12 protein-coding genes are annotated in these 14020 nt (G+C 44.5%); all 12 read right to left on the bottom strand.

Features of this window, described 5'->3' with window-relative positions; genetic code table 11:
• Positions 1-4: 4 nt before the first annotated feature.
• The 12 genes from IGI77_RS05850 to IGI77_RS05795 all read right to left on the bottom strand — a co-directional run bounded on the left by IGI77_RS05850 (position 5) and on the right by IGI77_RS05795 (position 13919).
• Complete coding sequence (locus tag IGI77_RS05850) at positions 5-766, bottom strand: YibE/F family protein (RefSeq protein WP_438769676.1); 762 nt, start codon at positions 764-766, stop codon at positions 5-7.
• Positions 763-1794 (bottom strand): YibE/F family protein, encoded by a 1032-nt coding sequence (locus IGI77_RS05845; RefSeq protein WP_438769675.1) that lies wholly within the window; start codon positions 1792-1794, stop codon positions 763-765. Before IGI77_RS05845 ends, IGI77_RS05850 begins: the two co-directional genes overlap by 4 nt.
• Positions 1795-1962: 168 nt before the next feature.
• Positions 1963-2922 (bottom strand): D-2-hydroxyacid dehydrogenase, encoded by a 960-nt coding sequence (locus IGI77_RS05840; protein ID WP_015509314.1) that lies wholly within the window; start codon positions 2920-2922, stop codon positions 1963-1965.
• Entirely contained in the window at positions 2919-4250 is a 1332-nt protein-coding gene (locus IGI77_RS05835) for an APC family permease (RefSeq protein WP_010747783.1), read from the bottom strand. Before IGI77_RS05835 ends, IGI77_RS05840 begins: the two co-directional genes overlap by 4 nt.
• 123 nt (positions 4251-4373) lie before the next feature.
• Positions 4374-5594: an MFS transporter gene (locus tag IGI77_RS05830; RefSeq protein ID WP_438769674.1), complete on the bottom strand. Its 1221-nt coding sequence runs from the start codon at positions 5592-5594 to the stop codon at positions 4374-4376.
• A gap of 188 nt (positions 5595-5782) precedes the next feature.
• Positions 5783-6382 (bottom strand): YczE/YyaS/YitT family protein, encoded by a 600-nt coding sequence (locus IGI77_RS05825; protein ID WP_005225521.1) that lies wholly within the window; start codon positions 6380-6382, stop codon positions 5783-5785.
• Between the two features lie 107 nt (positions 6383-6489).
• Entirely contained in the window at positions 6490-7974 is a 1485-nt protein-coding gene (locus IGI77_RS05820; protein ID WP_060791825.1) for a response regulator transcription factor, read from the bottom strand.
• A complete protein-coding gene (locus IGI77_RS05815; protein ID WP_438769673.1) occupies positions 7967-9715 on the bottom strand; it encodes a sensor histidine kinase in 1749 nt (582 codons plus the stop codon). Before IGI77_RS05815 ends, IGI77_RS05820 begins: the two co-directional genes overlap by 8 nt.
• Complete coding sequence (locus IGI77_RS05810) at positions 9708-10328, bottom strand: DUF624 domain-containing protein (protein ID WP_034868397.1); 621 nt, start codon at positions 10326-10328, stop codon at positions 9708-9710. The genes IGI77_RS05815 and IGI77_RS05810 overlap by 8 nt, the downstream gene beginning before the upstream one ends.
• 278 nt (positions 10329-10606) lie before the next feature.
• Entirely contained in the window at positions 10607-12076 is a 1470-nt protein-coding gene (locus IGI77_RS05805) for an ABC transporter substrate-binding protein (protein ID WP_005225517.1), read from the bottom strand.
• A gap of 27 nt (positions 12077-12103) precedes the next feature.
• Positions 12104-13024 carry a carbohydrate ABC transporter permease gene (locus IGI77_RS05800; RefSeq protein ID WP_005225516.1) on the bottom strand — a complete coding sequence of 307 codons (921 nt, stop codon included), beginning with the start codon at positions 13022-13024 and terminating at the stop codon, positions 12104-12106.
• A gap of 13 nt (positions 13025-13037) precedes the next feature.
• On the bottom strand, positions 13038-13919 hold the full coding sequence (locus tag IGI77_RS05795) for an ABC transporter permease (RefSeq protein WP_086294872.1): 882 nt from the start codon (positions 13917-13919) through the stop codon (positions 13038-13040).
• Positions 13920-14020: the final 101 nt, after the last annotated feature.

Genomic DNA, 14020 nt, shown 5'->3' with positions numbered 1-14020 from the left:
CTTCCTATTCCATTCGGTTTCTTTTCAAAAAATACCAACTTGCTGCCCATGCGGTGATGGGTAAAATAATCACCGCTGCCAGACCCGTGATCAAACAAACGACCAATTCTGAGACGAACGCCTTCGAATTGATCATTGCACCAAAGGAGATCGACAAATCTTGAAACCACGCAATCAACGCCAGATTACTTCCCATAAAGGCAAACAATAAGGTATTGATCGTTGAAGACAATACGTCTGATACCACGGTCATACTACTTTTACTTAATGCCTTGATCGAGACTTGCGGGTTTGCTTGAAAAAGTTCATAGGTCGCAGTGCTGATCGCCATACTCCCATCTGCCACCGCCCCCGAAAAACTCATCAAAATGATCGCAGTCATCAATGTCTTAAAATCGATGGCTACATCAAAGGAATACATCGCCAACTCATCCAGTTCCTCTGCCGAAAACCCATGCAGATTCATTGCAGCGAGCACAAGCGGAAATAGTAGTAGAAAAAGCCCTAGAAAGACCAACACACAGACAAAGGCAATTTTGGTTTTCTGATTGACGCCGTTCACGAAAAACAAGGTGATCGCCGCCACGGCTAAAAAGGCAACACAAGCCGCTGGTAAGATTGGTGTCCCTCGGTCAATCAGGACCAGCAGCGCTAGAAAGACAGCCACATTCATAAACAGACCAGTGACTTGAAACAGCCCTTCGATCCGAAAAACAGCAAAGGTCAGCAAGAGAAAAAGCAAGATCAACACAAACAAAACATTCATTTTGCTTTCCTCCTTTGTAGTTCAAAGCAAAGGAGCGTCAACGGTACCGATAAAACTAGCGCAAAGCCGCCGCATAATGTACGCACTATTTCTAAAGAAAGATGCATCGGCAATGCTTGCGACAGCAGCCAGCCATTTGCTAGGTAAAACAATAGCGCTGGCATACTCCCACTTAAATAAGCAAACAACAAGACATTGATCATCGAAGAAGTCGTATCTTGCGCGATGGACCGACCGATCGCTAATCGCTCCTTGCGGCTAGTCTGGGGATTGATGCGCTGGATCTCATCTAGACTGGCAATCAGCATGACAATATTGTCCATGCTGGCACCAATCGCGCCAATCAGCAGACTCCCTAGATAGACACTGCGATACGGACGGGTCAGAAACGACATTTCTTCATAGCGCAACCCATGATCTTGCAAAAGATCCATGGCGAACCGACAGAGAAAAAACGCCAAGAGGACGCTGGCTAACGAGGCAATGATTTTGCGGCTGTCGATCGTACGAAAGCCATAGGAAATCCCCATCGTCAAAACCAATGAGACGATCGTAAAAACGATCATCAAAAAGACCAATGAAAAGGAGCTGTTGCCTTTGTGAAACCAAAGAAAAAGGAGCAGCAAGCCAGTATTCACAAAGATACTAAGTAAAGCCCGCAAGCCCTTTTTGCCACCAATTGCGACTACTGCCATCAAAAATAAGGCAAGGAAGAAAAAGAGATACCCATCCCGTTTTTGTGCTTGTACCTGCCAGCCATCCCCTTCTTTTTGCAAAAGCAGTTGTTGTCCGGTCTGATACATGGGATGAATCGCACCGTTGGGGGTGTATTGCGTAGTGACTGTCCGTAGTACCCCAGCTTCTTCTCCGTTACGAACGATCCCTTGGATCTGCTGCTGGTCGGCGGTGGCTTGAACCGTTTGTACTTCTATAATCGGTTGTGTATAAAAGCGGCTACTTTGGGTTTGGATCAGCCAGCTTAAGACCAGCACGCTAACAAAGGCCGCTAGATAATAATACTTTTTCAAGACCGTCTCCTTTCATTTTCAGCAAAAAAAGACTTAGACAAACCACCAGTCCTACGACCGATCACCTTGTGAAGCTGGATGACTGGTCGAAATGGTTACTGTGTCGGCGAGACTAACTGCTTTGCTAGTCGCCTGTTTTGTCAAAGTCCTTTTACTTGCTCGTTTTGCTTACACGACATTTTGCGGTGTACCTGCTTTAAAGCCGCTTAAGTTCGCCACAGCGATCCCCATCAAACGACGTCGCGTTTCGACGGGTGCCCAAGCGATATGCGGTGTCAAATAGCAATTTGGCGCCTGTAATAAGGGATTGTCAGCTGCGATCGGTTCTTTTGAAACGACATCTGCCGCCAAGGCTGCGATCTGCCCTGTTTGCAGTGCTTCAGCAACTGCCGCTTCATCGATCAAGCCGCCACGGGCGGTATTGATCAGGATCGCAGAAGATTTCATTTGTGCCAATGCTGTGCGATCGATCATTTTTTCTGTCTCAGGAAACTGCGGAACATGAAGGCTGATGATATCTGCTTCTTGATACAATTCCGCCAGCGAAACTTGTTTTGCCCAATCTGCTTGTGCTGGTTTTGGTCGATGATTAAAGTAGATCACCTTCAACTGAAACGCATGAGCGATCGTGGCAACTGCTTGAGCAATCGCACCATATCCAATCAGCCCAATCGTTTTGCCTGCCAATTCCATCAATGGTGTCTGCCAATAAGAAAAATCTTTGCTGGTTTGCCAGTCGCCCTGATGCACGGAACGATTATGGTGTCCCACTTGATTCGTCACTTCCAGCAGCAAAGCAAAGGTCGCTTGTGCCACTGCATTGGTACTGTAGCTAGGAATATTGGTCACGGTGATTCCCTGTTCCTTCGCTGCTGCCAAATCAACGACATTGTATCCAGTTGCCAAGACCCCAATGTAGGTCAATTGCGGACATGCTTTGAGCACATCTGCGGTGATCGGTGTTTTATTTGTCAAAATTGCTTCGGCATCGCCGATTCGCTCAATAATTTCTTGTTTATCTGTATACGAGGTACGATCATACACCGTCACCTCTCCTAATTCTTCAAACCCTTGCCAAGACAAATCTCCTGGATTCAACGCATAGCCATCAAGTACAACGATCTTCATTCTTTCGCTCCTCTCGCTTTTCCTTTTGCTTTTCCATAAAAAACGGGAATTCCTAGTAACGTCACGCCAATTCCCACGACTGCTAACCACGTGTCAGTGATCAAGGTCATGATCAAGATAAAACAGCCACCTAAGATCGCAATCAAGGGAATGATTGGATAGAAGGGAACTTTATACGGACGCTTCATCTGCGGTTCTGTTTTTCGCAAACGAAAAACTCCTACAAATAATAATACACTAAAGAACCACATAACAAAAACCAGCATATCGGTCAAGAGATCAAAGGTGCCTAAAAGCATCATGATACACGCGATCCCTAATTGTAAAAAAGCCGCCGCATAGGGTGCATTGGTGGTTTTACTTAAAGTGGCAAAGGTCTTGCTGAAAGGAATCTCATCTTCCAACGCCATGGCATATGGGACCCGCAAGCCAGTCATTGTATAGCCGTTCAATGCGCCATACACAGAGATCAGGATACCGATCGTGACCAGTTTTCCGCCAAAGCTGCCAAACAAGGCCATCGCAGTTTCTGAAGCACTGTTCAAATTACCAGCGATTTGATCGATCGGCAATGTTTTTAAAAAGGCAACATTGATCAACACATACACCAAGGTAACAAAACTCAACCCAAAGATGATGGCTTTTGGTAAATCTTTTTCGGGTCGCTTCATTTCCCCAGCGACATTACCGACTCCCATCCAGCCGTCATAAGCAAAAAGGGTTGCTAAGAGGGCACTACTGATGCCAGCTGCAAGCGATCCTTGAGTATTGGAAGAAAAATCCACCAATGAGACCGATACTTGCCCTGGTGTCAACAGGCCCGCCACGATGATCACCGCAATCGGGATCAGCTTGACTGCTAACGTGACGGACTGGACTTGAGCAGCGGCTTTTGTTCCCAAAAGATTGATCAAGGTCACACTCGTTCCGGTCAAAATCGATAAAGGAAGCAAATAATTGCTGGGTAGATGAAATAAGTTCAAACACTGGGTCGCAAAAATAATACTTAAAGCCGCCACGTTTGCTGGAAAGTAAATGATACTTTGTGCCCAGCCTAATAAAAAGGAGGGTAATTTCCCATAAATTCTTTCAATATATCGAATGGGTCCGCCAGTCTCAGGAATCGCCGTCGCTAACTCCGCCACCGTCAAACCGCCGCAAATCGTTAGAAAGCCGGCAAGCAGCCAGACCAACAATGTCAAACCGGTGGATTGGGTCTGCTGGACCACAGCCGCTGCTTTGAAAAACACGCCGGCGCCGATCACCGTTCCCATTACTGTCGATAATGCCCCAAAAAAACTGATTTCTTTTTTCAATTGACTTTTCACAACATCACTTCCTTTTTAAATGAATAAGTCAAAGTATAGCGGATAGAAACTATCTTGACTAGAGGAATTTCAGAAAACAAAAAGCAAATACCATGAAAAGACGGCATTTGCTCCAAAATTTTTTTATTCTTTTGTGGATTCTTGAAAAACCAGCAACGGAAGCTGTCGTTTTTTGTGCATTTGTTGAACCAAATAAATTCCTGCCAGCAAGATGATCGGGAAAACGATCGCCCCTAAAATCCCGACCTGCAGCTGTTGTCCCGTCCATTCGACGATACTGCCGACGACAGCGGGTCCGATTGAACATCCTAGATCTCCCGCTAATGCCAAATAAGCAAATAGCGCCGTCCCGCCGTTGCGAATGTATTGCGCAGAAAGACTAAAGACCCCTGGCCACATGATCCCTACGGCAAAACCGCTTAAGCCGCAGCCAAGGAACCCGATCAATGGCAATGAAGCAAAACCGATCATCATATACGCCAGTAGGCAAAGCAAAACACTCAAAAACATAAAGCGTTTCAAATCGATGCGTTCCCCGAACTTGCCGTAAAGCAAGCGGGAGATCCCCATCATCAAGGCAAAAACCATTGGCCCTGCTAAATCGCCTAGCGTCTTACTAACGCCTAAGCCCTGTTCGGCAAAGGTCGATGCCCATTGGCTGACTGCTTGTTCGCTGGCTCCAGCACAGACCATCATCACCAGAAACAGCCAAAAGTTTTTCAAGGAAAAGAGCTGCCGAGTGGTCAACCCTCGTTCTCCTTCGGCAACGATTGGCGCCAACGGGACTTTGGTAAAGAAAAACAAATTGACCAACGGGATCAGCGCCCAGATGATCGCCAAAATCGGCCACTGTTGAATACCGAACACCATGAAGAACGCAGTTGAGAACAAAACGACCCCCACGTACCCCCAGCAATAAAACGAGTGCAGCATGCTCATCGTTTTTTCCTTATGTTCCGTTGGACAGGCTTCAACGATGGGACTGACTAAGACTTCCAGCAAGCCACCGCCAATGGCATACAACAAAACCGCTGCTAACAATCCGCTAAACGGGGTCGGAAACCATAAGGGAAAAACGGCTAGACCAATCAAGCCGATCGCTGCAAAAAAATGCGCGGCTACGATCGACACTCGATAGCCGATGCGGTCTACAAAAAAGATTGCTGCAAAATCGACGGCTAACTGGGTCAAAAAGTTAAAACTAACCAGCAAAGTAATCTGGCTGATCGGTAGCTGGTATTGGCTTTGAAAGGTCAAAAATAATAAGGGGGCAAAATTATTGATGACGGCTTGAACGATGTACCCTACAAAGCAAGCCGCAATCGTCGAACGATAACTTTTCATTTTCACTTCTCCTTTACTCGTCTTATCAGTATACCAAGTCCAATAAGACAGTAACCATGGAGAAAACACTTTTTTTACCCAGAGAATCTTAAGGAAATCAGGATTTTTCTTCCCTCAGATAATTCCCTTAAATGGAAGCAGCAAAAAAGCTGTCCTCACAGACAGCTTTTTCCGACTTATTCTCAAGGCTAGGCGTTTTTCTTCCGAGCAGCGATGGTTTTCATGGTGGCTTCAAAGATTGGGCCAATAAAGACGATACACAAGAGAGTACCTAACCCAACACTGGCGCCTAGCGCAAAACCGATCAAGACCATGGCTGCATCCAAGCCGATACGGATCGTTTTTTGCGTCAATTTGCTTCGTTTGTAGATCAAGGCAGTCAAGGCTTCTAACGCCGCTGATCCTTTGTTGGAAGAAACGTAGATACCAGCGCCGATCCCAAATAAGATCGGTGCAGCGAAAATAGCGATCCAAGGATAAAAAGGCAAATGAATCGATACTTTGTCCATCACTGGTTCAAAGATCCCAATCAACAGGCCTAAGCCAATCCCATTGATAAAACTGCCAATGCCTAATTCAGCACGATCAAAGACTGCAACGATCAACAAAACAATAATATTAAAACACAAACTGGCAATCCAAAAAGGGACATCGACGAAATTCAAAATTCCTAGTAAAAACGTACTGATCGTATCATAACCTTGATGGGCGGTGATCAATAAGGAAATGGCCAACGCAATCAGCCCGGTACCTATCAAAACTTGTGCAAATTTTTTGGTTTCTTTCACAACATCACGCTCTCTTCTTTATTTTTCCTCTCTTAGTTTACCGTGAAAGCGTCACAATTACTATCATTTAATCACAAAAACCAGATTTTTTTTGAAGAAATCTAAATTCAATCAAGGGATTCATAATGCTGTTCATAGGTATCGCGAAACTCTTTGGGGGTCAGACCATTCAATTTCTTAAACATTTTGGAAAAATAGTTGGTATTGTTGTAACCAATACGATCGCCGATCTCACTGATCGTGGCTTTCGAATGAAGCAGCAGCTGCTGGGCTTGCTTGATCCGCACCAGATTGACGTACTGATTAAAACTCATTTCCGTTTCTTTCTTAAAGAGCTGCCCCAAATAAACGACACTGACATGCAGTTCTTCCGCCGCTGATTTGACCGTCAAATCATGGGTATAGCCTTCTTCGATCAGTTGGATCGTCTTTTGAACGATCTCCGAATAGCGTTTTTGCGGTGGCTGCGATTTCGCCAGCTCCAGCACATCATCAAAGAGCTGCCGCAAATCTGCCAGTGTATTAGACTCACGAATCCGTGCCAAAATCTGTTCATGGTTTTCGTGGGAAAGTACTGGTAGCTGCCGATAAATATCATTGAACAACAAGAACGAAACATAGCGAACATGCTCAGGGTCTGCTTGGGTTTGTTCCAAAATAGCGAACATTTTATCCAGCTCATTTTGGATCGTTTTGACATCCCCAATGGTCAGTGCTTTGTTAAAAGACAGAAACGGGAGTTCTTCGTTTCGCTCTAAAATATCCACGTGGATCGTCTGTTCTTGTAAGAACAGATCTGGGTAGAAGGCTTGCAGTGACTGAACCTGCTTGATTTTTTCATAGGCTTTATACAAATTCTCCCACTCGTTGATGGTCTCGCTCATAATCAACTGCCAGTCAGTACTATTGAGCTGCTGTGCCAGTGCTTTTAGGTCAGCGTTGATTTGCTGCCTTGGTCCAGCAGCAGTAATGATCACTTGGTTTTCATCTAATCGCCCTGGTAAGATCAATGGCTGATCGTGTTGCTGAAAAAACGTCGTGATTTTTTGTAAGATCTCAGCAGTCCCATTGAACTGCAAAACGGTAAAGGGTGCTGCTAGTGGCACCCGCTGTTGCGCCAGCAAATGGAGGTACTCGCTTTCGTTCAATTCATCATTCAACCAAAGCAGCAGGCTTGACTCTTGATACAGTTCTTTTTCTGCCAACAGTTTTTGCTGCTCCTCTAACTCAGCTGCAATTGCTTGTACACTGCTGCGTAGTTCTTCTTTGTTAACAGGTTTGACGAGATAATTACGCACACCTAACGCCATGCCTTGTTTGACAAAGGCAAACTCCTGATAGCCTGATAGAATGATCGAGAAAAATCGATTCCCAAACGCTTGTGCTTGGCGGATCATATCGATGCCATTCATTTCTGGCATCCGAATATCCGTGATCAGCAAATCAACGGAGTGCTCTTGCAAGTACTCGAGAGCTTCACTAGCACTTTTCGCTGTATGCACCACCTCAAAGCCCAGTTCTTGCCAAGGCAAGATCATTTGCAGCCCCTGCAAGATCATGTATTCATCATCAACGAACATTGCTTTATACATCTGTCTCATGCCCCCTTTGCAAACGTTTCTCATCTAAGCGGATCTTGACCGTAAACCCAGCACCCGCCTGAGATACAACGTCCATTTGATAGGCGCTGTTGAACATGCCCCGCAACCGTTCGTGAACATTTTTGATCCCGATCGAGGTTTGGGCTCCGATCTCCTGATTTTGCAGTTCTTCTTGGATCATCGCCAACTGCTGTGCATCTGCGCCTTTGCCGTTGTCTTTGACCTCGATCACGATCTGATCGTCTTCTTTATAAGCCTTGATACTGATGGCATTATCATTGCGCTGATAATCGATGCCGTGAACAAAATAGTTTTCGACAAGCGGCTGCAGCGTGAACTTCGGCAATTCCAACTGTTCTAATGCCGAATCGATGGTTACATGATAGGCGATCTTATCTGGGTAGCGCATCTGAAACAAGTAGACATATTTTTCACAAAAATCGATTTCTTCTTTTAAGGTCTTCGTCTTTTCTTGCGTCGTATTGTTCCGTAGCAGTGCCGAAAAGGCATAGACGACATCCGCCAGCTCTTCTTGGTTGCGACTCAAGGCATACATTCGAATGTATTCTAACGTGTTATACAGAAAATGCGGATTGATCTGTGCTTGCAGCGCCCGCATATCGGCGTCTCGCTGCTTGATCTCTAACGTGTAGATGTCTTTGATATACTCGTTGATACTGTAAGTCATTTGATTGATGGCTTCTGCGATTTCTTTCAGCTCTTGTTGGACATTGGCGGTATCGATCCGCTTATCAAAATTCCCTTGACTGACTTCTTTCGTCGCATAGACGATCTGCTGTACTTGCGAGGTATAGCGCTTGAAGGTCCGATGGAGCACCCATAGGACTAATAAGAGAATCCCAATCCCAAAGCTAAAGATCCAAATGGCGCTAGAAAAAATATCCCGCCAGATCACACCTTTTGACAACAAGATCAGTGACAACTCTCCGCTGACGGTCGTTTGTTTTTTGATATAAAAGTCTTTCGACAGAGTGTCGTGAATAGTTCCATGAGCCACCGCCTGATCAATTTTCGCTAAGGTCTGCTTGCTAAGGTTCGCGGCATCCTTGTATAGCCGCTGACCATTGGAGGTATACAAAAAACTGTTAATACCATGCGCTTGGTTGTCTTCTTGTCGATTGGCTAAGACATCGTCTGAGTGAAAAATCACGTAGACTTGCCCTAACGGTTGCGCATAATTACTTGGTTGGGCGATCGAACGAACAAAAAACAGACGATTTTTCAAATCGATCTGCTTGCCGCTGCGTTTTTCTCCATAAGGGGTATCTGGGGTTGCCACTAGTGTCTCATTGCTTTCATCCAGTTGAATAATGATCTCTTCGATACTAGGATGATTACGGATCAAGCGATAGAGGATGTTTGGCAAATACACACTTTGTCCCGTCTGGCGAAAAATATCATTACTATAGGAAAAATAGTCTGGCAATGAAAGCTGTAAATAATTGCGCAGCGATTCAAAAGCAGTATCCGAACTGGTAAATTCGCCTAATACCGCTGAGACGACCGCGTTTTGATCCTGCACGTATGCATCCAGCTGCATACTGGTTGCTTCCACGAGGCGTTCGCTGCTATTGAAGCGGTCTGCCCCAGTATATGCCGTCAGAACCAGCATGATAATAATCGAGATGATCACCAAAAGGACGCTATACAACTGCATCAACTGATTGATCAAAAAGTCATGTTTAAACAAACGAAAGCGCTGCTTAGTCATGTGCCAAGTCCCGATCAATGACGGTTTTTTCCTGACTGATCGCCACGTGGCACCACAAAATCAATAGACTGAAGGTTCCAAAGAGCAAGAGCCCTTTCATCATCCAAGTAAAAGCGAAAATACTGGCAATCCCCACGAACAATTTTAGAAAGGTCGCCATATGAAGAAACAGACACACGAAGGACAATTTCAGGTTATTCCACAAGGAAATCTCATAGGATGTGTCAAAAACCACACTTAGTAAGTACAGTAAGATACTCAATCCGCTGACGACAACTAAAACAAAAGAGATCATCAGCCAAATCAAGCCTTGGATCTGGGTAGCTAAATACAAGTTATACACTAAGAAACCTGTCAGTAGGAAGAAAAGATAAAACTGTTTATTGGCTTTGACAAAGACGCTGCGCCAAATGCGCCATGCACTGCGAAAGCTTTGATGCTCATAATTTAAACCGTCTTCATGGATCAAGGTACTAATAGTATGAAACGCTGGACCGATCCCTAAGATTCCGCCACCTGCCAATGTCAATACGACGAAAAACAAATTCAACTTCACGATCGCCCAAATCAAGCGAAAGCCCTTGACCAACCCACTATTTGCTGTTTCTTCCATTTAAAATTCCTCCCTTATTTGTTCCCTATCGAAAATGTAGCATGATTTTAGCTTCCTACTCAAGCTACCTGAGAATCTTTTAATGCTATGTACGTTTTAGAGGCACTATGCTTGCTGCTTGAAGGTTAAAAAACAAAAGTAACGTTATTTTTTCATCAAAGATTTCGCTACTTACTTTAAAGAAAAAGCAGCCAGAAGCTAGACGTGGGAACCATTGGTCCTGATGCGTTTAGCCTCCGGCTTACTTGATCTATTGATTGGTGAGCGGCGCCTGTTGCTTATTCTTGGCTTGCACGATACTCATCAAATTGTTTTTGCATTTCATCGCGGACCTTCTCCCAGCCAGCGGTTTTTAATTCTTCGTTTAGTTTCGGAACATTTTCTTCTGGATCGATCGTTCCCGTTGCTAAACTTGCTTTGTAACGGTTCATGACATTGGCGATATTCGTGATTTCTGTTTTCACATTATCAGTCTTGAAGTTGAACCCTAAGATTGGAGATGCTTCAGCGTTAGCAATATTTTCATCACGCTCTTTGATCATATCGTCTGTGATGGATTCTTGTGTATAAAGGATCATGTTGTTCCCAGTGTTCCAAGCAGCCATCCGGGTATTTGGCAAGTAGCCATCAAGGAGACGGATTTTGTTGTCTTCGCCCTCGATTTTTTCCCATGCTTCGCCTTCGACACCCCAAACCAATCCATTCAACAATTCAGGATCGCTGTTCAACAAGCCCAACACTTCCACTGCTTTTTCTTTGTTTTTCGAAACATTCGCTACGACAAAGTTTGCCATTTGCGCTTGGCCTGTTGATTTTAATTGTTTCGTGATTGGACGTGAAACCAATTCATGACCTGCGGCATTGCTTAAGATCGTATCGCCGTAATCCATTGGTCCTTGGGTTTCTTCACGCATGAACCATGTGTTGCCTTCTAATGGGTAACCAGTCGTATTAGTGGCTGCATCAGTTGGGATCAAGCCTTCGTTGTACCATTTGTGCATCAATTTCAAGTTTTCCATTTGTTCATCATCTTCGTATTGATTGATGATCTTCGTTGTATCGCCGTCCAATTTAACAGCAAATGGGTAATCTTTCCCGATCACATAATCATAGTTTCCAGAAACATTAAAGGTTTGTCCGATCGCAAACGGTGCGATGTTTGGTTCTTCTTCTTTAAACTTCTTCAACACGTCTTCGGCATCTGCATAAGATTCGATCCCGCTAATATCCAAATCATATTTATCTAAATACTCTTTATTGAAGGTCAAGACTTGTTGGGCATAAATATTGCCGTTGACTGGAAAGGCATATAATTTTCCGTCGATCGTATTGCCTTTGATATAAGATTCGTCTAATTGATCATACGCTTCTTTGGCATATTTTGGTGCTAACTCCGTCAAATCTGCATACGCGCCTTTTTGCGCATTCGCAACATAGTTTGAGGCAAAGGAAATATCGTAGTTTTCACCCGATGAAATGATGGTACTCATTTTTTGATCCCAATCACCCCAGCCGATATACTGCAGATCGATGCGAGCGTTGGTTTTTTCTTCAATGCGTTTATTGGCGATCTCCATTAATTGATCAAAGTTTTCTGGCTTGTCCCCGACTTGATACATCAATAAAGTCGTTACGCCGTCTGCATTGTTTTCTGAATCGGATGTTGCGCCGTTCGACCCACAGGCAGCCATTCCCAAAGTTGCCGCTGCGGCCATCCCAGCAAAAGCTGTTTTTTTCCACAAATTCATTTTTGTTTCCTCCCTATACTTATTTGATTATTCTTTGACGCCACCAATTGTCAGACCACCGACAAAATACCGTTGGAAGAATGGATAGGTGATCGCAATCGGTAAGGTTGCAACAACAACGATTGCCATGCGAGCAGTTTCGCTTGGCAAAGCGGCCAAACCGCCTTGGATCTGGGCAGCCATACCAGAGCTTTTGGCTAGATAGTCCAAGTTGCTTTGAATCCGCATCAAAAGTGCTTGTAAGGGCACTAAAGAGTCTTTTTGAATATACAACAATGCATTGAACCAGTCATTCCAATAGCCAAGAGCTGCAAATAGACTGATCGTTGCGATCCCTGGAACGGCTAACGGCAACACGATGGACAGAAAAATCTTCATTTCGCTGGCACCGTCGATGCGCGCAGATTCTATAATACTATCTGGTACCGTCTTTTTAAAGAAGGTCCGCATAACAAGGATATTAAAAGGCCCTAAGGCAAGGGGTAAAATCAACGCCCAAATCGTGTCTTTCAATTGGATCAAGTTGACCATCACTAAGTAGTTGGCAACCATCCCTGGCGCAAACAACATGGTGATCAAAGCGAAGATCGTAAAGAAACGACGGAATGGAAAATTTGAGCGAGAGATGACATAGGCATATAGCGAAGTCATCGTTGCATTGACGAAGGTACCAAAAACAGTGATAAAAATAGATACGCCAAATGCTTGGAAAATTTTGCTGCTCATTTGTCCACTAAACAGGTAGGTATACGCTGCGAACGAAAATTCTTGTGGCCAAAAGCGATAGCCGTTTTCTGCCAAAGAGGTTTCACTGGTCAATGAGATCGCGATCACAAAGAGAAACGGCAAGACACAGGAAATCGCGAACAGACCGATCACGATATTAAAAATCAGGTTGACCGTTGGGTTAAAGGAGCGGATCTCGACTTTCGTTACTTTTTTCTTCATTTATCCATCCTCCTTAGAATAATGCTGAATCTGGTTCTAGTTTACGAACAACCAAATTCGCTGTTAGTAATAGTAATGCCCCAACCACTGATTGATAAAGGCCGGCAGCTGCGGTCATCCCGAAGTCGCCTGTGGCAGTCAGTCCATTATAAATGTACGTATCTAAAACGGAGGTGACTTGGTACAACGCCCCAGAGTTTCGTGGGACTTGATAGAAAAGTCCGAAGTCGGCACGGAAGATCCCACCGATGTTCAAAATCAACAAAACAGAAATCATTGGAATCAGCTGTGGCAACGTCACATTTTTGATCTGCTGCCATTTGCTGGCGCCATCGACCATCGCGGCTTCGTAATACGTCTGATCGATCCCGACCACTGACGCATAATAGATGATGCTGTTGTAGCCTAAGCTCTTCCAGACATTCATAAAGACGAAAATAAACGGCCACCATTTCGGATCAGCATACCAGTTGATTCCTTCACCGCCCATACCCGTGATCCATTGGTTGATGATCCCTTTGTCTGGACTCAAAAAGGCATAGACAAAGTACGAAATAACCACCCAAGAAAGGAAGTACGGCAACAGGGACATCGTGTGATACACTTTTACCAAGCGCTTATTGCGCAGCTCACTCATAATAATGGCAAAGGCAATCGCAAAGAATAGGTTGAATGCTAAAAATACGATATTGTAGAGTAGGGTATTTCTAGTGATCAGCCAAGCATCATTGGATGCAAATAAAAATTTAAAGTTATCAAAGCCGACCCATGGGCTTTGTTTCAAACTGGCAAAAAAGCCGTCTGGTGAAATGTGGAAATCTTTGAACGCCACCACATTTGCGAATACAGGTATATAGAAAAAAAAGATAAACCAGACAACACCTGGCAAAGCCATCAATATCAATGCTTTGTATTGCCAGACATTCCTCCAAAACCCCTTTTTCTTCACATCTCATCATCTCCTTCATGCTACTAGAATAACGCTTTCATCCCTAA

The sequence above is a fragment of the Enterococcus sp. DIV0213h genome (assembly GCF_051711285.1).
Lineage (GTDB): Bacteria > Bacillota > Bacilli > Lactobacillales > Enterococcaceae > Enterococcus_D > Enterococcus_D casseliflavus.
Note: the sequence above shows the minus strand (reverse complement) of the source record. Positions and strands in the feature narration are given on the sequence as shown.

Bases quoted from the DNA above. Each gene is read 5' to 3' on its own strand.
- IGI77_RS05810 (WP_034868397.1), bottom strand. From the start codon at position 10,328: ATGGAAGAAACAGCAAATAGTGGGTTGGTCAAGGGCTTTCGCTTGATT.
- IGI77_RS05815 (WP_438769673.1), bottom strand. From the start codon at position 9,715: ATGACTAAGCAGCGCTTTCGTTTGTTTAAACATGACTTTTTGATCAAT.
- IGI77_RS05840 (WP_015509314.1), bottom strand. From the start codon at position 2,922: ATGAAGATCGTTGTACTTGATGGCTATGCGTTGAATCCAGGAGATTTG.
- IGI77_RS05795 (WP_086294872.1), bottom strand. From the start codon at position 13,919: ATGGCTTTGCCAGGTGTTGTCTGGTTTATCTTTTTTTTCTATATACCT.
- IGI77_RS05800 (WP_005225516.1), bottom strand. From the start codon at position 13,024: ATGAAGAAAAAAGTAACGAAAGTCGAGATCCGCTCCTTTAACCCAACG.
- IGI77_RS05805 (WP_005225517.1), bottom strand. From the start codon at position 12,076: ATGAATTTGTGGAAAAAAACAGCTTTTGCTGGGATGGCCGCAGCGGCA.
- IGI77_RS05830 (WP_438769674.1), bottom strand. From the start codon at position 5,594: ATGAAAAGTTATCGTTCGACGATTGCGGCTTGCTTTGTAGGGTACATC.
- IGI77_RS05850 (WP_438769676.1), bottom strand. From the start codon at position 766: ATGAATGTTTTGTTTGTGTTGATCTTGCTTTTTCTCTTGCTGACCTTT.
- IGI77_RS05820 (WP_060791825.1), bottom strand. From the start codon at position 7,974: ATGTATAAAGCAATGTTCGTTGATGATGAATACATGATCTTGCAGGGG.